This is a genomic window from Agarivorans sp. QJM3NY_30 (assembly GCF_050870855.2).
In the GTDB taxonomy this organism is placed as follows: domain Bacteria; phylum Pseudomonadota; class Gammaproteobacteria; order Enterobacterales; family Celerinatantimonadaceae; genus Agarivorans.
The window spans coordinates 4693844-4718177 of record NZ_CP194038.2; the positions used below are offsets into that span (position 1 = coordinate 4693844).

The 24334-nt window shown below is 45.8% G+C and carries 20 protein-coding genes; 11 read left to right on the top strand and 9 right to left on the bottom strand.

Features of this window, described 5'->3' with window-relative positions; translation table 11 throughout:
* Positions 1-142: 142 nt before the first annotated feature.
* Entirely contained in the window at positions 143-2185 is a 2043-nt protein-coding gene (locus ACRRSX_RS21370) for a starch-binding protein (protein WP_432455584.1), read from the bottom strand.
* 416 nt (positions 2186-2601) lie between these two features.
* Between ACRRSX_RS21370 and ACRRSX_RS21375 the strand changes: the two genes are divergently transcribed.
* On the top strand, positions 2602-4242 hold the full coding sequence (locus tag ACRRSX_RS21375) for a glycoside hydrolase family 13 protein (RefSeq protein ID WP_432455583.1): 1641 nt from the start codon (positions 2602-2604) through the stop codon (positions 4240-4242).
* 92 nt (positions 4243-4334) lie between these two features.
* On the opposite strand, the gene ACRRSX_RS21380 is transcribed toward ACRRSX_RS21375, so the two are convergent.
* Together ACRRSX_RS21380 and ACRRSX_RS21385 are read right to left on the bottom strand one after the other, a co-directional pair.
* Positions 4335-4586 carry a DUF2498 family protein gene (locus ACRRSX_RS21380; RefSeq protein ID WP_432455581.1) on the bottom strand — a complete coding sequence of 84 codons (252 nt, stop codon included), beginning with the start codon at positions 4584-4586 and terminating at the stop codon, positions 4335-4337.
* 111 nt (positions 4587-4697) lie between these two features.
* On the bottom strand, positions 4698-5600 hold the full coding sequence (locus tag ACRRSX_RS21385; protein ID WP_432455580.1) for a DMT family transporter: 903 nt from the start codon (positions 5598-5600) through the stop codon (positions 4698-4700).
* A gap of 246 nt (positions 5601-5846) precedes the next feature.
* Between ACRRSX_RS21385 and yegD the strand changes: the two genes are divergently transcribed.
* A complete protein-coding gene (gene yegD, locus ACRRSX_RS21390) occupies positions 5847-7220 on the top strand; it encodes a molecular chaperone (protein WP_432455579.1) in 1374 nt (457 codons plus the stop codon).
* A gap of 28 nt (positions 7221-7248) precedes the next feature.
* On the opposite strand, the gene ACRRSX_RS21395 is transcribed toward yegD, so the two are convergent.
* The 4 genes from ACRRSX_RS21395 to ACRRSX_RS21410 all read right to left on the bottom strand — a co-directional run bounded on the left by ACRRSX_RS21395 (position 7249) and on the right by ACRRSX_RS21410 (position 12637).
* A complete protein-coding gene (locus ACRRSX_RS21395; RefSeq protein ID WP_432455578.1) occupies positions 7249-8517 on the bottom strand; it encodes a sensor domain-containing diguanylate cyclase in 1269 nt (422 codons plus the stop codon).
* A 66-nt stretch (positions 8518-8583) separates the two neighbouring features.
* A complete protein-coding gene (locus ACRRSX_RS21400; protein ID WP_432455577.1) occupies positions 8584-9528 on the bottom strand; it encodes a substrate-binding domain-containing protein in 945 nt (314 codons plus the stop codon).
* A gap of 248 nt (positions 9529-9776) precedes the next feature.
* Complete coding sequence (locus ACRRSX_RS21405; RefSeq protein WP_432455576.1) at positions 9777-11603, bottom strand: ABC transporter ATP-binding protein; 1827 nt, start codon at positions 11601-11603, stop codon at positions 9777-9779.
* Positions 11604-11758: 155 nt separating this feature from the next.
* Complete coding sequence (locus ACRRSX_RS21410) at positions 11759-12637, bottom strand: LysR family transcriptional regulator (protein WP_432455575.1); 879 nt, start codon at positions 12635-12637, stop codon at positions 11759-11761.
* Between the two features lie 412 nt (positions 12638-13049).
* Here ACRRSX_RS21410 and maoP point away from each other — a divergent pair, with 412 nt between their 5' ends.
* From maoP to ACRRSX_RS21440, 6 genes are all read left to right on the top strand, one after another.
* Positions 13050-13397, top strand: a complete 348-nt coding sequence (maoP, locus tag ACRRSX_RS21415; RefSeq protein WP_432455574.1) for a DUF413 domain-containing protein — start codon at positions 13050-13052, stop codon at positions 13395-13397.
* Between the two features lie 45 nt (positions 13398-13442).
* On the top strand, positions 13443-14348 hold the full coding sequence (gene rimK / locus ACRRSX_RS21420; RefSeq protein WP_432455573.1) for a 30S ribosomal protein S6--L-glutamate ligase: 906 nt from the start codon (positions 13443-13445) through the stop codon (positions 14346-14348).
* Positions 14349-14380: 32 nt separating this feature from the next.
* On the top strand, positions 14381-15415 hold the full coding sequence (locus tag ACRRSX_RS21425) for a succinylglutamate desuccinylase/aspartoacylase family protein (RefSeq protein ID WP_432455572.1): 1035 nt from the start codon (positions 14381-14383) through the stop codon (positions 15413-15415).
* A gap of 43 nt (positions 15416-15458) precedes the next feature.
* A complete protein-coding gene (locus tag ACRRSX_RS21430) occupies positions 15459-15890 on the top strand; it encodes an ATP-dependent zinc protease family protein (RefSeq protein ID WP_432455571.1) in 432 nt (143 codons plus the stop codon).
* Between the two features lie 160 nt (positions 15891-16050).
* Positions 16051-17421, top strand: a complete 1371-nt coding sequence (locus ACRRSX_RS21435; RefSeq protein WP_432455570.1) for a magnesium transporter — start codon at positions 16051-16053, stop codon at positions 17419-17421.
* A 26-nt stretch (positions 17422-17447) separates the two neighbouring features.
* Positions 17448-18419, top strand: a complete 972-nt coding sequence (locus ACRRSX_RS21440) for a magnesium transporter CorA family protein (protein ID WP_432455569.1) — start codon at positions 17448-17450, stop codon at positions 18417-18419.
* A gap of 72 nt (positions 18420-18491) precedes the next feature.
* Here the strand turns inward: ACRRSX_RS21440 and ACRRSX_RS21445 are convergent, their stop codons facing one another.
* Both ACRRSX_RS21445 and ACRRSX_RS21450 read right to left on the bottom strand, forming a co-directional pair.
* Positions 18492-19382 carry an aspartoacylase gene (locus ACRRSX_RS21445; RefSeq protein ID WP_432455568.1) on the bottom strand — a complete coding sequence of 297 codons (891 nt, stop codon included), beginning with the start codon at positions 19380-19382 and terminating at the stop codon, positions 18492-18494.
* Between the two features lie 129 nt (positions 19383-19511).
* Positions 19512-20690 carry a XylR family transcriptional regulator gene (locus tag ACRRSX_RS21450; RefSeq protein WP_432455567.1) on the bottom strand — a complete coding sequence of 393 codons (1179 nt, stop codon included), beginning with the start codon at positions 20688-20690 and terminating at the stop codon, positions 19512-19514.
* A gap of 238 nt (positions 20691-20928) precedes the next feature.
* On the opposite strand from ACRRSX_RS21450, the gene ACRRSX_RS21455 reads away from it, so the two are divergent.
* From ACRRSX_RS21455 to tal, 3 genes are all read left to right on the top strand, one after another.
* On the top strand, positions 20929-21243 hold the full coding sequence (locus tag ACRRSX_RS21455) for a hypothetical protein (RefSeq protein ID WP_432455566.1): 315 nt from the start codon (positions 20929-20931) through the stop codon (positions 21241-21243).
* The gene (gene xylB / locus ACRRSX_RS21460; protein WP_432455564.1) at positions 21222-22673 is read left to right on the top strand and encodes a xylulokinase; all 1452 of its coding nucleotides are present in this window, start codon (positions 21222-21224) and stop codon (positions 22671-22673) included. The genes ACRRSX_RS21455 and xylB overlap by 22 nt, the downstream gene beginning before the upstream one ends.
* Before the next feature lie 559 nt (positions 22674-23232).
* Positions 23233-24192 (top strand): transaldolase, encoded by a 960-nt coding sequence (gene tal, locus ACRRSX_RS21465; protein ID WP_432455563.1) that lies wholly within the window; start codon positions 23233-23235, stop codon positions 24190-24192.
* Positions 24193-24334 lie beyond the last annotated feature (142 nt).

Genomic DNA, 24334 nt, shown 5'->3' on the forward strand with positions numbered 1-24334 from the left:
CCGCTAAAAGTCCCTCACCGCGCCCAGCATAAAAAAGCCCGGCACAAGCCGGGCACAATCGAGACGCATGAATAAATGAAGGTTTGCTATGCGGTTAGTACAATCGTTTTACCGCCACGATTAAAGGTAACCCGCAAGCAAATTAGTCGCTGCAATAGCTTGACGCAACCCAGCTTCCAGAGGCGTAACAAAGCGCATCACCATCGGTACTCAAGTCACTACTTTGATTGGCGCCATTATCACTAAAAATCACATTTAAATGACTCAAGGGGGTACCAAAATCATAACAATAGTAATTCCCTTTTTGCTGCATCGCAGTACCAGGCCATTGGGCATCGTTCACAACCGTTTCAGCTTGAACTGACCAGTAATAAATGCTTGGATTAGTAAAGCCAACTTGGTTGTCATAACACACTTCACTGCCACCCACCGGCTGATCCGTGACGATAAAACCACAGTCGGTCAAACTCTTCCATTGTCCGCCTTGGTAACAGCTGGCACCTGCTACGGTTAAATCGGCAGTTTGCTTAGCACCATTATCACTAAAGATAACATTCACACGACTGAGGCTTGCCCCAAGATCATGACAGTAAAAACTACCATTTTTCTGCATGCTCACACCAGGCCAATTGGCATCGGCTAAGCTGCCCAAAGGTTGAGCCCCCCAATAGTAAAGACTTGGCGAATTAAATTGAGCCGCGTTGTCATAACAAATGGTGCTGGCGGTCACAGGAGTCAGGCAAGCACTTCCGCTACAACCACAATCATCCCCAGTACAAGGCTCAATTTTTGCGCCAACATGGATCGCCGCAGCATTATCGCCACTCACGCTGAAGTGGGCCATTCCACCACTCACGGTAATCACTCCAGGACCTTTCGCATCCGCCGAAACGATACACTCACCGCTCGTCTCATCGAAGTTAGCCTCAATAATATTACAGTAGTCACCGTCCGCCATACCAGTATTCAGATCTTGCTCTAGAGTACCGTCTGCGCGCTTGTTGATCACAACGAAACCTAGGCCGCCGCGACCAAAAGCAATTTGGTCGTTACCATTATCCCACCAATTGGTTAATTGCCACTGTGCCGCAGTGTGGTTACGGAATGCCACCATATTCGCGACACCACGCCACTTATGCTCACAAACCCAGTCCCCACCATCGAAACCACAGGCATTGCCAGTATGCACACCAGTACTTGGTGGACCCGCATCAAAGTCGCCATTAAAGTAATAACCCGACATGATTTTTGGATAACCATAAGGATAAGCAAGGGTGAAAATATTCGCTAAGAAGTAACCATCACCCGCTGTACCATGCCAAATCGGTCCGTTAGGATTATGTCGTTCCTCATCATGATTGGTAACAAAAGTCACGGCGTCAGCACTGGCTAGCTCCATCGAAGACGATAGATTTCTCAACCAGGCAATGTTGCTATTACGAAATGCCGGACCAATTTGGCGCGCAAAGGCAAATTCCGTCACGTTACCATTATAAGTATATTCGGTTGGACGAATCGGCTCGCCACCAGCACCGATCACTTCTTGGAAAAGATATGGATTGCCATTCAGTTTAGATTTTATCGCCGCGATATCTTCCGCAGGGATATGTTTTGCCGCATCAATTCGAAAACCAGCCACCCCCATACTCGTGGCATCATTCATATAATCGGCAATTTTTTGTCGTACGTAATCAGAACTGGTTTTTAAATCATTGAGGCCCACTAGATCACAATACTGTACCTGCCAACGATTGCCATAATCTATTTCGCTAGTACAAGAGTTGAAATCATTGGTGCCATAGGGAACATCGGGGAAATATCGGTCCCATGCTGCCATATGGTTAATCACCGCATCGACATAAATATCGACACCCGAAGCCTTACAGCGTTGTACCATATCTTGAAACTGCTCGCGGTTGCCACTGCGGCTATTGAAGCTATAACTCACTGGCTGATAACGAGCCCACCAAGCGGGATTGTCTACCCCCTCATTTGGTGGGGAGACTTGTACCGCAGCGAAGCCCTTAGGCCCTAAAAAGGTTTCACATTCGGTGGCAACATCTTGCCAACTCCACTCAAACAAATGAACAAAAGCAGTGCGAGGCACTGCCGTGGCGCTAGAGGCATAGCTCAGCGCCGCACCAGCTAGCAAGGCGCTAGTGGCGATTTTACTAAATTTTCTCATTGCTACTTTCCCGTGTAATCTTTGAGCGTCTCTTTAGACTAATGTTTCACCGCCACTCTTTGGTGGTTGATGGTGATAAGGTAAATAAACCGCAGGAAAGAACCACAAGTAAAATCCAAACTTACCCATCCTTGGCGATATACCTCGACGCTCAATTTACGCCGATTCAGCAAAGCATGCTGTAGTGAAACCGTGATTTGAGCAAACCGTCACAATAAATAATTAACCCGATAGTTACGGCATGAAGCGGATCATATTTTAGTAAAAAATTCTTAATTTTATGAGACGAAATGCGCCACATCAGCTACTGCTAACAAATAAATCACTATGAAAACGTTATCAAGCCAACAGCAAGCTAGGTCAGCATTTTTTAAAGCAGTACAATAGCGTCTACACGCTTTATTTCGGAGACCAAGATGGAAAAGCAGTGGTGGCATTCGGCAGTGGTTTATCAGGTTTACCCTCGTAGTTTTTGTGATAGCAGTGGGGATGGTAATGGTGATCTGCGTGGTATCATCAGCAAACTAGCTTATCTTGAAAAATTAGGGATTAACCTGATTTGGTTATCCCCGGTTTACCTTTCTCCGATGAAAGATAACGGCTACGACATCGCTGACTATCAAGCCATCGATCCCCGTTTTGGCAGCCTAAATGACTTACGAGAATTAATCGCCACTGCACGCCAACATCATATTGGCATCATCATGGACTTGGTTCTTAACCATAGTTCCGACCAACACCACTGGTTCCAACAAGCGAAGCAAAGCCTAGATAACCCTTATCGCGATTATTATATTTGGCGCGATCAGCCTAACTCTCTTCGTTCGATCTTTGGTGGGCCCGCTTGGAACTATGATGCCACCACCGATCAGTACTATTTTCACTTGTTTGCCGATTCTCAGCCCGATTTAAATTGGGAAAATCCTCAGGTAGAGAAAGAAATTCAACAAATGATCAGTTGGTGGGTTGCTCAAGGAGTGGCAGGGTTTCGCTTAGACGTAATCGATCTTATTGGCAAACAGATTGACCAGGGGATCACCGAGAATGGTCCTCGATTGCATCCTTTGTTACAGCAACTACATCAGGCCTGTTTCGCCAATCACAATTTAGTCACCGTTGGAGAAACTTGGGGGGCCACACCTGAAATAGCTAAACGTTACTCTGATCCTGCTCGCGAAGAACTATCGATGGTGTTTCAATTTGAACACGCCGCTTTAGACTGGCATCCACAACATGGTAAATGGCAAACTCAAAAATTTGATCTGGTGGCTTTGAAAAGAGTATTGAGCAAGTGGCAAACCGCCTTTCAAGGCGATGGTTGGAATGCACTGTTCTGGAATAATCACGACCTACCACGCATCGTGAGTCGCTGGGGGAATGACCGACAATATCGCCAACGCAGCGCCAAATTATTTGCCACCTTATTACATGGCATGCAAGGCACGCCCTATATTTATCAAGGTGAAGAAATTGGCATGACCAACGTCCGCTTTGAACATTTGGATGACTACCAAGACATCGAAATCAAAAATAGTTATCAGGAAAAAGTACTTGAACAGCAAAGCTTAAGTCATCAACAATTTATGCAGGGTGTATATGCCAGCGCCCGCGACAACGCAAGAACACCAATGCAATGGGATAATTTACCGCATGCTGGTTTCAGCAAGGTTCAGCCATGGCTTGCCGTGAATCCAAACTATCCAGAAGTGAATGTGAGTAAGGCCTTACAAAACCCTCACTCGGTGTTCTACCACTACCAGCGCCTAATTGCCTTGCGTAAGTCCGCCGACTACGGAGAGATCTTGATATATGGCAGCTTTGAACTACTACTCCCCGAGCATCCACAAGTATTCGCTTACCTGCGACGCTACCAACAACAAGCTTTGTTAGTCGTCACTAACTTAAGTGAACAAGCGGTCGCAGTGAGTCTGGATTATCAGATAAAGGCACTGATTCTAAATAATCTACAACAAGACGAAGCGCAAATTAGTCATTTACAAGGACTCAGCTTAGCGCCTTACCAAGCCTTGTTATACGCCTTGGACACAACTAACTAGGCCACGAATGTCATTCACCGGGGAGAGTGCGCTGAACACCATCAACACACGGTGAGTGCTCATACTGAAGTCAAGCTTAGCCCGAGTATGTGCTAGGCCGATTCGCTAAGACTGTACTGTTCCGACAAGCGATGGCATAACCATTTATACAAATTAAAAGCAGTTGGACTATTCACCGTGGGTAACAGCTCCTCATCCAGAAAAGCTTCGCCCTTAAAAGTGAGAACATCGTGATACTGAGTCACGTCACGTACTTCAATACCGGGAATATAGTCATCATGTTCACGCAACATTTGATTAGCAATATCAATCAAGGCTTGTTTAGTTATCGTTTGTTTGCTCATTACAGTAAGTTTGTTCCGATCCAAAGATAAACCTTAGCATACACACTTGGTCCACTACACCCTAATTTTTAGATCAAAACTTGTGGTGTTTTTCGCACCCTTAACGGTAAATCAGGGCCGCGCTTCGATGATCGTTTTTTTCGGCCGCCACTGCTGGATCAGTAAGCCTGCAATGATCAATAACAAGCCGAGGTAAGTTGCTGGTTCAATTTGTTCTGCCAGAAAATAGGAGATGAAAAACAACGACAGAAACGGCGAAATAAAAATTAAATTACTGATCCGTGCAGTATTGTCAGTCAATTTTAGCGCCAAAACCCAACAAACAAAAGCAACCCCCATCTCAAATAAACCCACATAGGCAGCGCCTAACCAAGCTTTAAAATGCCAGCTGGGTAAACCGTCGCTGAACCAGCAATAAGCGAATACCATTGGTAGGCTAAAACTAAAGGCTACCAATAAACTCGCCACTGCATCACCATGATTGCGAGTATTCATGATCCAATAACCTGCCCATAGCAGGGTGCTGAATAAGGCTAACAATACACCCGCCACGCTATCGAACTGCATCGCTAAAATGTCACCACGAGTGGCAATCACCAATACCCCAAAATAACCTAAAGCCATGGCAAGCAGATCCTGACGCCGCAATTGCTGCTGCAAAAAAGGCACCGCCAACAAGGCCAAGGTAATCGCCCAAGTATAATTCAGCGATTGAGCCTGCTGAGCGGGGAGCAAGTCGTAAGCCTTAAACAATACCAAGTAATAGGCAAAGGGGTTAATCGCTCCGACCAATAGGAAATACCCAGGGCGCTGGCGCGCATAACGAAAGGCCAAATGTAATTTTTGTTGCCAAAGCAATATCCCAGTCAACAGCAGCATCGAGCTGAAAGAAGCCAATAACACCAGTTGAATCGGACTCAGCCACTGTAACGCCAACTTAAATGCAGTCGCCACCGTTGACCACATCAACACGGCGCTAAGGCCAAATAAGTAAGCTCTAGTCTGGTTTTTCATTTTCGGTTCTATTTCAAGCACTCAAGCCTTTCAGTGTAAGGGGCTCCCGCCGCTATCACAAGCCTCAACGCCATTTCCAATAAACCCTTGCCAAACCAAGCTGAGCCGCTCTCCCGCGAGCTTACGCCGCGAAACCAATTTGAAGAAATAAAGCACGCTATGAACCAAAGACCAAGCAAGGGTACTGTACCCTTGGCGCTTAATTTGCTAACCTGCGCGGCCTTTTCTATCCGTGAGGCATGTTTTGTGAATCAATCAATCGCCGGTTTCGATTTTGGCACCTCTAACTGCGCTGTCGGTATCATGCAGGGGCAACAAGCCCATTTAGTAAAGTTACCAGCACATGGTCATTACATGCCCTCCACTCTGTTTGCCCCACAATCAGAGATGATTTGCGGTTGGCTCTATCAACAACTGGACGCCCAAGGCCAAGCCGAAGCCTATAAACATGCTCGCTCTCATCAGCTATCTGCCAGCTTACGAGCCTTACGCGAATTAAAACTAGACGGTTATGATGAACATTTGAGTTTTGGCCAACAAGCATTGCATGAATACCTCATCGATCCCGCCGACTGTTATTACGTGCGATCTCCGAAGTCATTCTTAGGCGCCAGTGGCATTCGCGAACGCCAACAACAACAATTTGAAGACATTGCAGCAGCGATGATGTGGCACATCGCCGAGCAAGTGAAGCAAACCGGTTTAGCCAACTTGGAAAAAGTGGTGATTGGTCGACCGGTCAACTTTCAAGGTTTAAATAGTGAGCTAAGCAACCAACAAGCACTCAACATCTTGCGCAATGCGGCTAAATACGTTGGTTTTAAGCATGTTGAGTTTTTGTATGAGCCAATGGCGGCGGGCCTCAGTTATCAACAACAACTCCACAAAGAGCAACGCGTTTTAGTCATCGATATTGGCGGCGGCACCAGTGATATATCGATGCTCACCATGGGACCAAACTACTTAGCAGAACGCGACCATCAAAGCTTAGTACTGGGATATAACGGTGAACGGATCGGCGGCAATGATTTTGATATCGCACTAAACTTTGAAACACTAATGCCTTGTTTAGGCGCCAAACTTCTATTGGCCAGTGGCCAACCAATGCCGATTAAACCCTTTTGGGATGCCGCTGCGATCAACGATTTCCCAGCGCAGGCTCGCTTCTATCATCAAGACACCAGCTTATTGTTGCAAAGACTACTCAAAGAACCACAACTCGCGCCTTTAAAAGCCTTAGTGCGACTAAGCCAAGGACGCTTAACCTACCAAATGAGCGCCTCGGCAGAGCAAGCCAAAATAGCCCTTAGTGAACAGTCTGAAACCGTGGTCGACCTAGGTTATTTAAGTGAACAACTACAGGCCGAAGTCAGCCAGACAAGCTACCGTCAAGCCGCAGAACGCTTGCTCACTAATATTGCCAAGTTAAGTGATGAAGTACTTTCCCAAGCAGCTTGCCAACCCGAAGTTATTTTCTTAACTGGTGGTAGCGCCAATTCTCCGATGATAAAAGACTTCTTAGCGAAACGTTACCAAGCGCCGTTGATTTGTGGAGATAACTTCGGCAGCGTGACCAGCGGCCTTACCCTGTGGGCTAATCATATTTTTCAGGCCACTTAAAGCAACAACCAACAAGCCGTCGCTTGAATTACAATTGATAAAATTGCGGCGCTAAGGCAACTTGGTTCTTGCCTCGCTGTTTCGCGATATAGAGCGCACTATCGGCACGCGCAATCAGCGATTCAGGGCTAGAGTCGTTCTCGGTCAACATCGCTAAACCAATACTAACCGACCAAAAATGATGCTGTCCATTGACCGTGATTGGTGATTGTTCCAGATGTTGACGCACCCGCTGTGCAATCAGCATCGCTGATGATTGAGCAGTATTGGGGAGTAACAGTAGAAACTCTTCGCCTCCCCAGCGAGCCAAAAAGTCACCATCACGTAATACCTTGAGGCTTTCAATAGCAAACATCCGCAATACGTCATCTCCAATGGCATGTCCATACTGATCGTTAATTTGCTTAAAATCATCAATATCTAATATCAAACAGCACAAAGGATTATCGCTGCGCTTACTCATTGCAAATTCAGTCACTAAAACTTGGTTCATCGAGCGTCGATTCATTAAGCCCGTTAGCACATCATGATTCGCCTGAAACTCCAAACGTTGTTGCTGCCGATGTAACTGAGTCACGTCCATCATCACCGACTGCACCGCAGGTTCACCTTCCCAACTGACTAAGCTTTCGCTAATATTTAGCCACACCGAGTCGCCATCTTGTCGCAAATACTCTGTCACTACGGAATGTGATTCCATCTCTCCAAGCAGCAAGCGCTCATGTAATTCAATAGCTTGTTGCTGGTTATCTTCAGGAATCAAGGCTAACAAACTTGGCAGAGCGAGAAGCGGTTCAACATGACTAAATCCCACTAAATCGGCTAGTGCTTGATTGCTATACAGCGGTTTAAAAAAGCGATGAACTAAAATACCTTGCAAGGAAGACTCGACCAACGAACGATAGCGTTGCTCGCTTTGTTGCAGTGCTTGTTTCGCGGCGACTTGCTGGGAAACATCAATTAGCGTAATTTGCAGCGCTGGTGCGCCCTGCCACTGGCAAAGATGATCAATACTAATCACCGAACAGAGCTGGCCAAATCTGTCTCTATTCTGATACCCCACCACTTTGGGACGCATTTTGCCAGCCATTATCGCCGCGTAATTTTGTAGGGCTTGCTGGCGATCATGTTCACAAAACAGCGTCAGTAACGATGGCAATGCCATCACCTGCGCTGCATTATCATAACCAAACATATGCGCATAACAATCATCAACAAACAACGGAACAAAGTCACGATGAATAGCGGTACCATAATTGCCGCAAATATTATTCTGCTTGCGCATAATTCGCTTCATCAGCATGCCATCTATATAGCTTAGTCAGACGGTTTCACTTACTCAAATCAGGCGGTTTAATTTCAACTAATCAAGCCCCAACACCTGCTTAACTTTAGCTTGATTAATATTTGAATGATCCACAAATAAAACCCCTGTATCCCATAACAAAGGCTGATCTTGCAATTCTGGTTGGTGACCTAACATGGCTTGATACGCCGCGTATACTGCGAGATACCCCATAGCAAAAGGCTGTTGTATCACCACCCCATAGATATCTTTATTGACAATCGCGGCATTAATACTTCGATTGGAATCAAAACCGATATGCACCATCGAGCCCTGCCGCTCCAATTGCCGAAGAGAAACCACGGTGGCAAGAGTCGTCAGCTCATTCGGAGTAAAAATGCCCTGCACATCTTGCATATGATTCAGTATCGATAAAGCTTTAAAGCGCGCCGACCCAACTGTGGTCCCAAGATACACATCAACCACGACCTCTAACCCGCCTTTCACTGCCTCATCAATGAACCCTTGCTCTCTCGCCGCGGTCGTCACCACACTTTTATCGAGTCGGAAAAGTGCAACTTTACCTTTCCCCCCCAGCGCTTTCGCCATTTTTCTTCCAGCCAAAGCACCTGCCATATAATTATCGGTTTTAATGATCAACATCGGTGCGCCACCAACATCTCTGTCGATATACACCGTGGCAATGTTGATACTTTTTAATAAAGCGACATCCACAGCTCGCTCTGGACTATTTGGAGCTAACACTAAAGCACCACAACCGCGATCTAATACCGTATTAATTAATGCCCCTTGACCTTCAACATTTAGTTCATTATTAGCGCCACGAACATAAACTTCAGTGCCAATTTTTGCGGCCGCACTTCTCGCCCCCCGCTCAACTAATTTCCAAAAATCAGCGCCACCACCAGCGGTCACCACACCGATACATTCGGCCGTAACAGAGCCCATTCCCAGGCAAAGGCTGAATAACAGCGTACTCGTCAGACTAAAAAATCTACGCATAGACAGGCTTCAACAACGTCAATCGCATAAGTGTAACCTTAGAAAAAACAATCATAATCAAGCTTATTGTTATCAATGGATTGCCCCTTTTACCTTTAACAATAGTCAAAAAATATGGGTTCGTGCACTTATCAGCCGCAGCCTCGCCCTTATTAGTTGACTTCAGCGGAACCTCCGAGCCCCATACAACACCCAATAAAAAAGGCCTGCGTGAATGCAGGCCTTAGGATGAAGAAAAGGTTCAGGCTTTATTCTCCGAGGAAACCGCCCGTTTGATGCGCCCATAATTGACTATAGATCCCATCACCTTGAATCAACTCGGCATGACTACCCTGTTCAATAATTTTTCCCTTATCTAATACAATTAGGCGATCCATCGCAGCGATGGTGGATAAACGGTGAGCAATGGCGATCACCGTTTTACCATGCATCAAGCGATTTAAACTGGTTTGGATCGCCGCTTCAACTTCCGAATCCAAGGCTGAAGTGGCTTCATCTAAGACTAAAACAGGAGCATCTTTTAATAATACTCGAGTGATTGCGATACGTTGACGTTGCCCACCGGAGAGTTTCACCCCTCGCTCACCGACATGAGCGTCATAACCGCAACGACCATCTTGATCACTCAAACCTAAAATGAATTCATGGGCTTTGGCTTGTTTAGCCGCAGCAATCATTTGCTCTTCACTGGCATCGGGACGACCATATAAAATATTGTCACGCACCGAACGATGCAATAGGGAAGTATCTTGCGTCACCATCCCAATTTGAGCCCGCAAGCTATCTTGAGTCACTTGACTAATATTTTGACCATCGATCTCGATTGAGCCGCCCTCAACATCATGAAAGCGCAATAATAAATTCACCAGAGTGGTTTTCCCTGCACCAGAACGCCCCACTAAACCAATCTTTTCGCCAGCCTTAATACTCAGATTGAGGTGTTCGATAACCCCACTTTTCTCACCATAATGAAAACGGATGTCACGATAATCAATCTGACCTTGATCCACCCGCAAAGGCTTAGCATCATGCTCATCAACCACCGTCTGTGGGCTTGTTAAGGTCGTCATCCCGTCGGCTACGGTGCCTATGTTTTCAAATAAAGAACCTATTTCCCACATGATCCACTGAGCCATACCATTCAAGCGCAGCACCAAAGCAATAGAAATAGCAATTGCCCCTACCGAGATGTCACCTAACATCCATAAGTACATAGACAGGGCCGCAATACTAAATGTAAGCAAATAATTTGACAGTTGCACACAAACATTGAGCCCGGTCACCAAACGCATCTGTTGATGAACGGTTTGTAAAAATCCTTGCATGCCTTCTTGAGCGTAATCGGCCTCGCGTTGATTATGCGAAAATAACTTCACGGTTGCGATGTTGGTATAGCTATCCACAATTCGACCACTCATTAAAGAACGAGCATCCGCTTGTTCGGTCGACACTCGCTTTAATTTCGGCACAAAACGGAACTGAATTGCGATGTAAACCACCAGCCATAGCAGCATCGGCCAAATGAGGCGTATATCAGCCTGTGCCACCAACAGCACCATGGAAGTGAAATAGACCAATACATAAACCATTAAGTCGAGTAATTTCATCACCGTTTCACGTACCGACAAGGCCGTTTGCATGACTTTAGTCGCGACACGCCCAGCAAAATCGTTAGCAAAGAAGGAAACACTCTGCCGCAATAAATAGCGATGCGCCGACCAACGGATCGCCATCGGAAAATTACCGAGCAAAGCTTGGTGAATTAACAGCGAATCGAGTAGGGTAAGCAGTGGCATCACCACCAACAGCGTGATGCCCATCAGCCACAAGGTGGAAGATTCTTCACTTAATATCGTATTTGGATCTTTGCTGCCTAACCAATCAACCAACTGCCCCATAAAGCCAAATAAAGCAACTTCACAGATAGCGATCAACGCAGCGATGACGGCCATGCATAACAGCGGTACCATCATCCCCTGACAATAATGGAGACAAAACTGATATAAGCCCTTAGGGGGTTGCTCAGGCTCTTGCGTGGGGAAAGGCGCAGTTAAGCGCTCAAAAAAACCAAACATTTGAAATTCCTTGCGATAAAACCAGTGTTTCGAACGATCAACAAACCATTATACTTTACGAAATATATTAAAAATTGTGCAACATTGAGCGCCATACCAAGACCATTCAGGCCTCAATGCCAGTTAACATAGAGATCCGTTTGAATACGCAGCGCTTATTCAGCCGCTTGCTGCAAACTATAGGGAGTAGAGGGTTCGGTAATCCCTAATAGGCTTTCCACTTGACGGATCTGCTGCAATGCCGCCGAATCCTTCCGATAACTAAGATATACCGGACGTAACCAAGGCTCTGAACATTCCACCAAATGAAGTTGCTGCGATTCGAGAAAAGGCTCAACCATCGACACTGGCAAATAACAGGCTCCACCTTTTTCTAAGATGAAATCCAAAGCAATTCGTCCCGTCGAGGTGCGCAAAAATGGCGGTGGCATTTTACTATGACGAAGCGCATGCTCGGAAGCAAAACGGGTGCCCCAGTCAACATAAATATACGAGTTTTCTAGCGCCAATTGCTGAGTTTGGTGGCGAGTAGAAACAAATACAAGCTCTAAATCGACAACTTTTTTACAGGCCAACTCTTCAGATTTTAAAGGGTCAACGCCCACCCCAATGTCTAGCGTTCGCTCGATTAAGGCGCGATGCATTTGTTCACGGCTTAAGGTCTCAGCACGAAAGGCATAACCGCTAAATGCTTCGGTCACCACACTCAAACAATGCTGCAAATAAGCATCCCAAACGTTAGGCGTGCCAGCAATGGTCAATTGAATGGCATGCGCTTTGGTGAGTAATAACTCTGCCTTCGCTTGCTCAAGAGTACGCACCATATTTTCAGCATAGGAGGTTAAACGTTCGCCAGAACTAGTCAACTTAATGGCATTCCGGTCACGAATAAATAACTGAGCGTCAAAGAAGCTCTCTAATTGCTTAATGCGTGCACTAACCGCCGCTTGAGTGATATATAAATTTTCTGCCGCTCGCCCAAAGTGCTTCTCTTTTGCCACTTCTAAAAACGTTCGAAATACTTTTACGTCCATTCTCTCACCCCTATAACAGCAGCAACGAGAGTAACAAACAATTTTTACGCTTACGACAAATAATATTTTTAACGTCGTCAAGAAGGAGGCTCAAAAAAACCACAAAAAACACCCACCATGAGCCATTCAGTGAAATAAAAGCTAAGCACTTTTCTGTTTAAATATCACACACGAATAACAGCACCAACCCAGCAATTCTCATTCAGAATTTTTAAGGAGAAAATCATGCATGAAACCGCAAATGAGACAAAGCAGGCTTGGAGTGAGGTTTTGGGAAAAAATCGACAACAAACAATATTTACTCTAACGACAAAAACAATTCGTTTTCATATTCAACGAATACTCTCTACCTTGCCGTCAAGCTAACAGCAAGCGCCGATTAGTCTTTTTCTCATCACCAGGAATCGTTGCAATGAATACTGAGTTTCGCTTTGGAAAAAAACGTTTCTACGATGACCAAAAATTTAAACGTGGCTTTAGTAAATCAGGCAATTTTACTTTATTAGAAGCGGAGTTATTGAGCCTTTATGGCGAAACCATGAAAGCGATAAATAGTGGCGAATTACTTCCCGAAAGCAATCAAGAGCAGCGCTTCCTTTTAGTTTGTAGCCAACAACTCGAAGCCAGCACTAAACTAGAAAAAGTTTGGCTTAAATATAAGACTTTGACTAATGCTCGACGCCGTTTCCATACGCTCCATAGCAGCCATGGCAACACATTAAATCCGAGTGAAGATGAAATCTTCATTCATGACGAGTAGCCCAATAAAGCAAGATCTCAGCACTTTTATTCTAGGAACATGACAATGCGTATAGCCATTTTATCTCGTGGAGAAAACCTCTACTCAACTCGTCGCTTAAAAGAAGCAGGTGAGGCTCACGGTCACGAGATTGATATTATCGATACCCTACACTGCTACATGGATATTACCAGCAGTAATCCAACCGTGCGTTACATGGGTAAAGTATTACCCAGTTATGATGCGGTTATCCCTCGGATCGGCTCCTCAATTACTTTTTATGGTACGGCGGTCGTGCGTCAATTTGAAATGATGGGCACCTTTTGTGTCAACGAATCGGTCGCGATTAGTCGTTCACGCGATAAACTGCGTTCGCTACAACTATTATCGCGGAAAGGCATTGGCTTGCCACGTACTGGGTTTGCCAACAAACCGGATAAAATTCAAGATGTGATTAAAAACGTCGGTGGCGCACCTTTAGTCATTAAGTTATTAGAGGGGACACAAGGTATTGGGGTAGTTTTGGCCGAAACCAATAAGGCAGCAGAAAGCGTCATTGAAGCTTTTATGGGCTTAAAAGCGAACATTTTAGTACAGGAGTTTATCAAGGAAGCGGGAGGGGCCGATATCCGTTGTTTAGTGGTAGGCGGTAAAGTGGTCGCGGCAATGAAACGTCAGGCTGCGGAAGGTGAGTTTCGCTCTAATTTGCATCGCGGAGGGGCCGCACAGTTAGTACGTTTAACTAAGGAAGAGCGCGCGACCGCCGTTAATGCAGCTAAAATCATGGGGCTGAATTTGTGTGGCGTTGATATTCTACAATCACATAATGGCCCTGTTGTGATGGAAGTCAATTCTTCCCCGGGTCTAGAAGGCATCGAAAATGCCACCGGTAAAGATGTGGCTGGCATGGTGTTCGAATTCATCGAAAAAAATGCCAAACCCTTTGCAACCAAAACCCGTGGTAAAGGCTAAGTCCGAGTACAAGAACCAAGCAAAGGCGAACCATGAAGATAGGTGAAATAGAAATTAAAGCTGGCGAACAAAAGCAAATAAAAATACCGGTAGCAAAATTATACACCGATACTGAGATTTCGATCCCGGTGCATATCACTCGAGCCCGCAAGGCTGGGCCAACAGTATTCATTAGCGCGGCGGTGCATGGCGATGAGTTAAATGGTATCGAAATAATTCGCCGAGTAACACGTTCACCAAGCTTTAAGCTCACTAAGGGCTGTTTAATTGCAGTGCCAATGGTAAACATTTATGGGGTACTCAACCAAAGCCGTTATATGCCAGATCGACGCGACTTAAATCGTTGCTTCCCCGGCTCCCCTAAAAGCTCGCTTGCCGGAAGACTGGCCTACACCTTTTTGAATCAAATTGTAGAACATTGCGATTATGGTATCGATTTACATACTGGAGCGATTCATCGCTCCAACCTACCGCAAATTAGAGCAAACTTAGAGGATCCTGAGACCAAACTCTTAGCCGAGGCCTTTGCGGTTCCAGTTCTCATCAATGCAAATCTACGAGATGGTTCATTACGCGAAGCTGCGGTGAATAAAGGGACCAAAATTTTGCTTTATGAAGCAGGTGAAGCGCTACGCTTTGATGAGCTTTCAATCCAGACCGGGGTACGCGGAATCCTCAAGGTACTGTCGCATTTAGGGATGATCAAGAAACGTCGTAGTAAGAAAAAATTTGAACCTTATGTTGCCTATAGCAGTGCTTGGCTACGGGCTTCGGCCAGCGGGATTGTGAATGAATATACAAGGTTAGGCGATCACGTAGAAGCGGGGGATTTATTGGCGGATATTAATAGTCCGTTTGGTGAGTTAATTAATCAGGTGAAGGCGCAACGCTCTGGTATCGTGATCGGTAAACAAAATATTCCCTTGGTTCAAGAGGGAGATGCGATGTATCACCTGGCGCATTTTGGTGCTGAACAAGAAGAAGTTGCGGAAAACATTGGGGCGATGCAAGAGTCGATAAAACTTATCGAACCTGCTGCAAACATTGCGGAGAATAGCCAAGGATGAAGTCCTCTTCGAGCATAAATTTATTGACGAGTGAGCGAAGCCTATGAGCAAAATGATTATTGGTAACTTGGAAACTTGCCATTTGCCAGATTTAGGGATCCATGATTTACCGATCCGAGTGGATACAGGTGCACAAACCTCTTCCTTGCATGTGGATAATGTCGAGCGAATTAAGGTGAATGGGAAACCCCACATCAGTTTCGACTTACACCCAGACATCTATAACCTAAAACAAGTATGCCGCTGTACCGCGCCAATATTCGATACTCGACGGATCAAATCATCCAATGGCGTGGTGGAACAGCGCTATGTTATCCAAACCAATTTTCAACTGGGTGACTTAACTTGGCCAATAGAAATCACCCTTACCAACCGTCAAGACATGAGTTATTTGATGTTATTTGGCCGCCAAGGAATGGCAGATAAGGTCTTAGTCGACCCTTCACAAAGTTTTTTGGTCAACTCCATTAGTTAAACCTAAGCGAGCGAAGCAATATGCTAAGCTCGCTGTTCACTGATAGCTAAATACGCAGCAGATAGCGCAATAAGTTCAAGTAAATCTAATGAATTAAATTGAAATCAATAGAGTATTCGACGCGCTAAATATTGACCCTAAAATTTAAAAGGAAAGTCATATGACATCTGAGCCAATATTAAGCTCCAACCAGCAAGTTTTTGATGGTCATCATGACGAAGTACTAAGCGCAGTATTGCTGGCCATTGCCGAAAATGCTGAACAGGCCGATTTAAGTTTTGTTAGCCAATATGATAATGCGGTACTTGCCAATCTCATCGAATCCTTACCCGATGCTTACCGCCAGCAAATATGGCCCCTGGTCGACAACGAGCGCTACTGGGACATCTTACATCTACTACAATATGAAACCGTTAAACATCTTTTCGGCTATTTCTCAGCCGAGCATTTAGCCGAGTTACAGCGCCATATTAGCGAAACAGACATTGTTGAATGGGCCGATATTCTGCCAGAGCAGATGGTCGATGCCTATTTAGATCAACAAGATGAACTGACCACCAGCCAAATCCAGCATGCCCTGAGTTACGAAGAAGAGCAAATAGGGCGCTACCTCACACCGCATATCCTGCGAGCGAGGCCTAGCGCTACCGTTCAACGAATTAAGCAACGACTCAACACCAAAAGCGAGAAGCAAGTAGCCATCTATTTAGTTGATGCCAACGGGCAATTTCAGGGTGCCTGCAGTATGACCGACATCATCAACGCCGATGACACGACTCGGCTCAGTGAATTCGCTCAGGCTATCGAAGTATTTGACCACCAGCAGCTACTCGCCGATATTGCGCTTTCATTTAATGTCGTGGCTGGACATGCTTGGCACCCGATCCAAAAAGACGGCAAAATTATTGGTGCGATCCCACTGGCGGTGATCATCGAGTGGTTACAAGAAAAGAGCCTTGAGGTGGTCATCAACGATGCCCCCTCTGATGAAGAAGACTTATTCACCCCAGTGCCCACAGCGGCAAAAATGCGGGCAATTTGGCTAACCACTAACTTAGCCACCGCATTTTTAGCCTCTTGGGTCATCGGTTTATTTGAGGGTGCCTTACAACAGTTGGTCGCCTTAGCGATCTTAATGCCAGTGGTCGCCAGTATGGGCGGTATTGCTGGCAGCCAAACCTTAGCGGTGGCGCTACGCGGTATTGCTCTAAATCACTTACAGCAGAGTAACCTTAAGTTACTACTCAACAAGGAGCTCAAGATCGCAGTCTTTAACGGACTGATGCTCGGCTTAGTAATCGCAGCGGTTGTGAGTTATTGGTTTAATTCTTGGTCCTTGGGTTTAGTGATCTGCATTGCCATAGTATTAAATAGCCTCGCTGCCGCTGCCTCGGCAACCATGATCCCATTTATGCTCAAGAAAATGAAAATCGACCCGGCGGTTGCAGGTTCAGTGATCTTAACCACCGTGACTGATATCGTCGGTTTTGTCGCATTTTTGGGCCTCGCCTCGCTATTCTTAATCAACTAGTCATAGACTTGCCAAAGGAATACTCAATGATTAGAACCTGGTTATCAAACAAACTACTCAGCGCACATCCTGGCGATGAGAGCCAAATAACCTGCTGGTCGGCTGATCCCGACAGCTATATTTGGATCGATATTGACCTTGCCCACAGCAAACAAGTCGAAGCAGCCATGTTACTGGAGCAGTTTCAATGTCACCCCTTAACTATTGTGGATGCATTTCGCGAGCGACACCCACCTAAAATAGAAGTCTTCGATGATCAGATATTTATGATTTACCGCGGGATTGAACAGATCCTTGGTGAGCTCAAATTTGCTCATATGCAACTGGTCATATTAGTAGGTAAAAACTATTTGATTACCCTACACAAAGGACGCTCCCAAGGCATCGAATCATTACTAAAGGATAGCTTTAGCAAGGACTTACTGGCACCACTGAACTTAGCCTGTCGGATCATGCATACCGCCTCTGGCTTATACCTCAACCAATTACTCGAATTCGAGACCCAACTCAGCGAAGTAGAAGAACAGATTAGCGTTCACGGTGATGACCAACTACTTGCCGATATCACCCGCAAAAAAGCCAATATTGTGCGCCTCAGCAGAGTGTTCAATTACCATCTCAGCCTCAGCAGTAAATTACTACATCTTTGCCAACAAAATGCATTTCAGCAAATTGCCGTCGATCCACCGGTGATCCAAGACTTACAGGACCGTTTTGAACGCTTGCACAGCTTAAATCAAATGTACTACAACATTTGCGGCGATCTGGTCGATGGCTACCTATCCATTAGCTCGCACAAACTCAACAATACCATGCGCATGCTCACTTTAATTACCGCGATATTTGTGCCCTTAAGTTTTTTAGCTGGGATCTACGGAATGAATTTTGAATTCATTCCGGAATTGCATTATCGCAATGCTTATTTCATCTTACTTGGCACGATGTTAAGCATCGCTTTGTCCTTAATCGCTATATTTAAATGGAAGAAGTGGTTCTAAAAACAAAAAGCAGAGTCCTTTCACTCTGCTTTTTTATCGATTGACTTTGTTTCTCATACGCTCAAGTTTGGCTCAACTCAGCTCGATGAACACTTTTTCTAACAGCGACATAGCCAAATTATTATCATAATAAGCGGCTTCGTTAATAAACGCGGGATAAACCATGGTGTCACCTTGATAGAAAATATCTTCACCATCGAAACTACGGAAGATCGGATCTCCAGGCTTGATTGGTTTGAAATCTTGATCCTGAACATGGCTGTGCACCATGGCGACTCGCTCACCTTGTTCATTCAAGGGTAAACTAATGGTATCCAAATATTGGAAGGCTTCCACTTGCTGAGGTAGCACTGGCAAGCACTGTTGATTATACAACTCGACAAAGTCCAAAATATGCCCAGTCATGCTTTCCATTTGTTCCAATACATCTTGTCGTAGTACTGATTGCGGCTGTGGCCCAACCTCGATCAATACACCATACTTTCCGCAGCTTGCCAAAAACATGTGCTCGGCCATATCTTCCTCAACTTCATCGAGAAAAATCACCGCCTCAGGCATTTTCATTTTTACGTAAGCCGCTAAGTGATTATAGAAAGCGTTCTGCTCCAAGAGGATCAGACAAGGCCCCATATTGGAAGTGGTATTGTGTAAATCAATCACTAAGTCAGTTTTTGGTGCCGACTTTGGACCCAGCTGTTGGTGTAATACTTTGGCTCGAGACTGCTCATAATTACTCAGCTGAAAATCGGCTAAGTCTTTACAGGCAAACTGACGGTTAAGATCGACGTCAATATAACGTTGGTTTTCTGCATGGGCCTTCGGATTGGCAAACACGGTGCTCACCTCGAGGCTAGGGCGAGCCACCAACTGTGGCTGTTGCTGCCACTTGTTCAGCAGATAAATACCGCTAAATTCATTTCCGTGAGTACCACCAACAATGGCGACTTTAGTGAGCTTTGACAACTGCATTCTCCTTAAGCGCAAACTAATATAAGCAGCTGCGAGCTTAAAAGGAAAGTAACTCAAACTCAAGCTTGGCGACAGTTGACCTTCTGCCGCTTCACTGTCGTTTAGCGCGAATGATATTGATCGTTAATCCGCGATATCTTGTTTGCTCAAGCGGTAAGCCTTTGGCGTTAATTCTAAATCCTTTTTAAATACCGCATACATGTATTGCAGCGAAGGATAACCGCACAATTCGGCAATATCGCTGGTCGAAAGCTCAGTATTTCTCAGTAAACTCATCGCTTGACCTAACTTAGCATGATGGATTTCTTGATGAACCGAATGGCCAATATCATCTTTAAAACGGGTTTCTAAATTCGAACGAGATACCTTCACGTAATCCAAAACTTGATCCACCTTGATGCCCTTACAAGCGTTATGCCGAATAAAGTGCATCGCCTGGATCACAAAGGGGTCTTTTAAGGCTTTAAAATCCGTTGATTGCCGTTCGACTACCTGTTCTGGCCCCACCAACTGGCGTGTATGACTCAACTCTTGTCCTTGGAGTTGGCGATGTAACAACTTGGCAGCCTGAAAACCCATTTTGCGACAGCCCTGGGCCACCGAACTCAAAGATACGCGGCTCAAATAGCGAGTTAAATCTTCATCATCGATGCCAATCACCGACACCTTATCCGGTACAATAATCCCCAAATGATCACATACCTGCAACAAATGGCGGGCTCGTGCATCTGAAACCGCTAAGATCCCCACCGGTTTAGGAACCGACTGCAACCAATCGGCCAAGCGATTCATAGCATATTGCCAAGACTCTGGTTGGGTATGTAAACCGCGATATAAAGCGCACTCATAACCATCGGCAGCCACTAATTGCTGAAATATCTGCTCCCGCTCGCTGGCCCAACGATTACTCGGGTCGGGCGGCATGCCATAGCAAGCAAAGTATTCCAAACCTTTAGCTTTTAAGTGTTCGTAGGCAGCGCTAACCAAGGCGCGATTATCTGTGGCCACGTAAGGACACGCTGGATACTGTTGCGGGTTATCATAAGAACTCCCCACCGCCACCACTGGCACCTGAATACCGCTTAAAGCTTGTTCGATTTGCGGGTCATCAAAATCCGCAATGATGCCATCCCCAACCCAATGTTGAAGTTTATCGATTCGGCAACGAAAGTCTTCCTCAAGGAAGATATCCCAGTCGCATTGCGAAGCCTGCAAATAGTCCCCGATGCCCTTAATAATTTGTCGGTCATATACCTTATTCGCGTTAAACAATAGAGTAATTTTGAAGCGCTTATCAAACATTCCGGTTCCCATAGAGCAATCGCAAATACATTAAATTTACTATCTAAAAAAAGCGGCCTAAACGCCACCACTATAAATTGTAATGTGACTGCGATCATCCATGGCACCAAGCAAACTGTGAACTTAAGCACGCAGCAGAAAAACGCTACCCAGCAAGCAGTTTTCGTAATTGAGGCCCGCTTAAAAATAACGGCAGGATCGAGAAGATGATTTACCCAAATACCAAGGTCAATTGAACTTGGCTAGTTATTTTTACAAGCGCGAGTTGTTTATTAAAATGAGTCAGACCCAATGCAGTGACGTCATCGACATCAATCATCAGACAACAAACAATAAATCAACCAGCGTTAAGACCCGCAGCGTCGACTCAAAGGTGTTACGCCTGCAGCTTTATCTTAAGGATTCAGGCGTATCGGCTTCGCGAACCAAACGGCAGACTGCTGACTGTAATTTAAAAGCGATTATTTTGAATAAACCGACCGTCAACGTTCCATCAGTTTTATTTAGCGGCAAAACGCATAAGGAAAAGCCATGTATATCGGAATTGATTTAGGTACCTCGGGAGTAAAGGTTGTTTTGCTTGGAGAACAAGGTGAGCTGTTAAGCCAAGCCAGCGCCAGTTTAGAAGTATCACGACCGCAAGCGCTTTGGTCTGAACAAGCCCCGCAAGACTGGTGGCAAGCGTGTCAGCAGGCTCTGGACAACTTAAGCCAGCAACACGATCTCGCAACCGTCAAAGCGATAGGCCTGAGTGGTCAAATGCATGGTGCCACCCTACTCGATAAAAACGCACAAGTATTACGACCAGCGATCCTATGGAACGATGGCCGTAGCGCTCGCCAATGTACTGCCATCGAACACAGCGTGGAAAATTCGCGAAGCATCGTTGGCAATCTAATGATGCCCGGCTTTACCGCACCCAAACTGCTTTGGGTGCGCCAACATGAACCGGAAATTTTTGCCCAAATCTATAAAGTTCTGCTACCCAAAGACTACCTCCGTTATTTACTTTCGGGCAACTTTGCCTCTGATATGTCCGATGCCGCAGGTACGATGTGGTTAGACGTGGCAAAACGAGATTGGAGTGATGTCATGCTGGCTGCAACTGGCTTAAACCGTAGCCAAATGCCAAAACTATTTGAAGGCTGTGAAATCACCGGCCAGTTAAAAGCTGAGTTGGCAGAACGCTGGGGCATGGGATCGGTCCCCTTAGTGGCTGGCGGGGGCGACAATGCCGCGGGAGCCATCGGAGTCGGGATCACTAAACCCGGCCAGGCCATGTTGTCGTTGGGCACCTCTGGAGTCTATTTCGCGGTGAGTGATGGTTATCTCAGTAATCCTGAGTCGGCGCTACATAGCTTCTGTCATGCTCTGCCCAATACTTGGCATAATATGTCGGTCATTTTAAGTGCCGCTTCCTGCCTTGATTGGGTTGTTAAACTCACCGGGCAAAGCGATGTCGCTAGTATGCTCGCCGCTGTAGAGGCAGCGCCACCCGTAGACAATAAGCTTATCTTCTTACCCTATCTCAGTGGCGAACGCACGCCTCACAACAACCCCGAGGCAAGCGGCGTATTCTTTGGGCTCACTCATAGTAGTGGCCCACTCGATCTTTGCCGCGCAGTCTTGGAAGGCGTAGCATTTGCCTTCGCCGACGGCTTAGACGCCCTGCATGCGACCGGATTAAAAGCCAATGACATCACCCTCATTGGTGGTGGTGCTCGCAGCCCTTATTGGCGGCAAATGCTGGCCGATATCCTCGGACAAAAACTTAGCTATCGCTTAGGGGGAGAGGTGGGGCCCGCCTTGGGTGCCGCTCGCTTGGCGCAATTGGGAGTGAGTCACAAGGCAGATTTAGATGTTATCTGCCCGGTTCCGGAATTAGTCGAAGTGCATCATGTAGATGCCAAACGACAAGCCTACTACGCCCAGCGACGCGAAACCTTTAAGGCCCTATACCAGCAGCTAAAACCGATATTTTAAAAGCTTGTAAATAACTGAGCACAAAATCTAAACCGAATGGCGAAAAACCATTTATCTGGCCCTTATTCGCCACGTGAACTAGCAACGATGATCGAATAGCTATGTACGACATGAAGCCATCGCCTGGTGATGGCTTCAGTTCCTGGTCATGCTAACCAGACCGAAAATAGCCAATAAAACTTGATATTGTCTTCGCTGCTTTAGCTATCGACCTTGAGAACAACATATAAGGTAAGCATAGATGGACATTTTCGCTGTTGTTTTCACTCCACGCGCTAAGCATATTTATTTCTTTAACAAATCGGCGCACCATGCTTAAGGAGTGTTTACCAAGACTTGATAGCCGACTTTTGTAGCAAAAAAAAATTCTGCAAATGTGAGCTGGGTCGAGGCAATGAAAATTCAGCATTTCTACGCGAAAAACAGTAATTGCACTCAACTGCCGATATGGCATTTTAATAAGGACAAAAGCTTCGCTTTGGTCTTCGAGCCTCAAGCAATCATGAGGAATCAAGGCCATTCTCAACTTAAGCTTGAATGACAAGGGTATATGCATCTTATGAGTTCTCTACTAAGCCAATTAAAACAATACACTACCGTTGTCGCCGATACCGGCGATTTAGAAACCATGCGTAAATTCTCCCCTGAAGACGCGACGACTAATCCTTCGCTGATTGTTAAAGCGCTTGGTTTAACAGAGTATTCGAGTTTACTAAAAGACGTTGCCACATGGGCAAAGACCCAAAGTGAACAACTCAATGAGCAGGTCAATCTGGCTGCAGATAAATTAGTCGTCACCATTGGTTGCAAAGTTCTAGAATTGGTTCCTGGCCGCATTTCTACAGAGGTTGATGCACGTTTATCTTTTGACACCGAAGCGACGATTAACAAGGCTCGTCGACTCATCGAATTGTATCAAGCCGCCGGCATCGATAAGCAACGAGTACTGATCAAAGTCGCCGCTACTTGGCAAGGGATCCGCGCAGCCGAAGTATTAGAAAAAGAAGGCATCAACTGTAATTTAACCTTGTTGTTTTCCTTTGCCCAGGCCCGAGCTTGTGCCGAAGCGGGAGTATTTTTAATCTCTCCCTTTGTCGGCCGTATCTTGGACTGGTACAAAGCCAAACAACCGGAAGCGGACTTCAGCGGCACAAGCGATCCTGGAGTGATCTCGGTCACCGAGATTTACAACTACTACAAACAGCACGGCTATTCGACCGTGGTGATGGGTGCCAGTTTTCGCAATACCAGTGAAATCCTTGAACTCGCGGGTTGTGACCGACTCACCATTGGCCCAGCCTTATTGGAAGAGTTGGCCCAGAGTGAAGCCAATCTCAGCCCTCGCTTAGTCGATAAAGGCGTCAGCGCCGTTCGCCCAGAGCCACTAAACGAAGCCGCGTTTTACTGGGGACATAACCAAGATGCAATGGCCACCGAGAAACTTGCCGAAGGGATCCGTACCTTCGCTCTTGATCAAGAAAAACTCGACAAGATGCTGATTGAAGCGCTTCAGGCTTAAGCCTTTGCAAGCAAATTAAAACCACAGGGCAATCAAACTTAGTAAGTTTGATTGCCCTGCCTCTATTCAATAAAAACGAAGCATCGCGTCCTATTTACAGAAAACAGAATAAAAACACTCACATTCTGTCTCCAAAGCCCAT

Excerpts from the sequence above, each read along its gene's own strand:
- ACRRSX_RS21375 (WP_432455583.1), top strand. The coding sequence starts at position 2,602 with ATGGAAAAGCAGTGGTGGCATTCGGCAGTGGTTTATCAGGTTTACCCT.
- ACRRSX_RS21385 (WP_432455580.1), bottom strand. The coding sequence starts at position 5,600 with ATGAAAAACCAGACTAGAGCTTACTTATTTGGCCTTAGCGCCGTGTTG.
- ACRRSX_RS21370 (WP_432455584.1), bottom strand. The coding sequence starts at position 2,185 with ATGAGAAAATTTAGTAAAATCGCCACTAGCGCCTTGCTAGCTGGTGCG.
- ACRRSX_RS21405 (WP_432455576.1), bottom strand. The coding sequence starts at position 11,603 with ATGTTTGGTTTTTTTGAGCGCTTAACTGCGCCTTTCCCCACGCAAGAG.
- ACRRSX_RS21380 (WP_432455581.1), bottom strand. The coding sequence starts at position 4,586 with ATGAGCAAACAAACGATAACTAAACAAGCCTTGATTGATATTGCTAAT.
- ACRRSX_RS21425 (WP_432455572.1), top strand. The coding sequence starts at position 14,381 with ATGAAGATAGGTGAAATAGAAATTAAAGCTGGCGAACAAAAGCAAATA.
- xylB (WP_432455564.1), top strand. The coding sequence starts at position 21,222 with ATGTATATCGGAATTGATTTAGGTACCTCGGGAGTAAAGGTTGTTTTG.
- tal (WP_432455563.1), top strand. The coding sequence starts at position 23,233 with ATGAGTTCTCTACTAAGCCAATTAAAACAATACACTACCGTTGTCGCC.
- ACRRSX_RS21450 (WP_432455567.1), bottom strand. The coding sequence starts at position 20,690 with ATGTTTGATAAGCGCTTCAAAATTACTCTATTGTTTAACGCGAATAAG.
- ACRRSX_RS21400 (WP_432455577.1), bottom strand. The coding sequence starts at position 9,528 with ATGCGTAGATTTTTTAGTCTGACGAGTACGCTGTTATTCAGCCTTTGC.
- ACRRSX_RS21440 (WP_432455569.1), top strand. The coding sequence starts at position 17,448 with ATGATTAGAACCTGGTTATCAAACAAACTACTCAGCGCACATCCTGGC.
- maoP (WP_432455574.1), top strand. The coding sequence starts at position 13,050 with ATGAATACTGAGTTTCGCTTTGGAAAAAAACGTTTCTACGATGACCAA.
- ACRRSX_RS21430 (WP_432455571.1), top strand. The coding sequence starts at position 15,459 with ATGAGCAAAATGATTATTGGTAACTTGGAAACTTGCCATTTGCCAGAT.
- rimK (WP_432455573.1), top strand. The coding sequence starts at position 13,443 with ATGCGTATAGCCATTTTATCTCGTGGAGAAAACCTCTACTCAACTCGT.
- ACRRSX_RS21410 (WP_432455575.1), bottom strand. The coding sequence starts at position 12,637 with ATGGACGTAAAAGTATTTCGAACGTTTTTAGAAGTGGCAAAAGAGAAG.
- ACRRSX_RS21395 (WP_432455578.1), bottom strand. The coding sequence starts at position 8,517 with ATGAAGCGAATTATGCGCAAGCAGAATAATATTTGCGGCAATTATGGT.
- ACRRSX_RS21435 (WP_432455570.1), top strand. The coding sequence starts at position 16,051 with ATGACATCTGAGCCAATATTAAGCTCCAACCAGCAAGTTTTTGATGGT.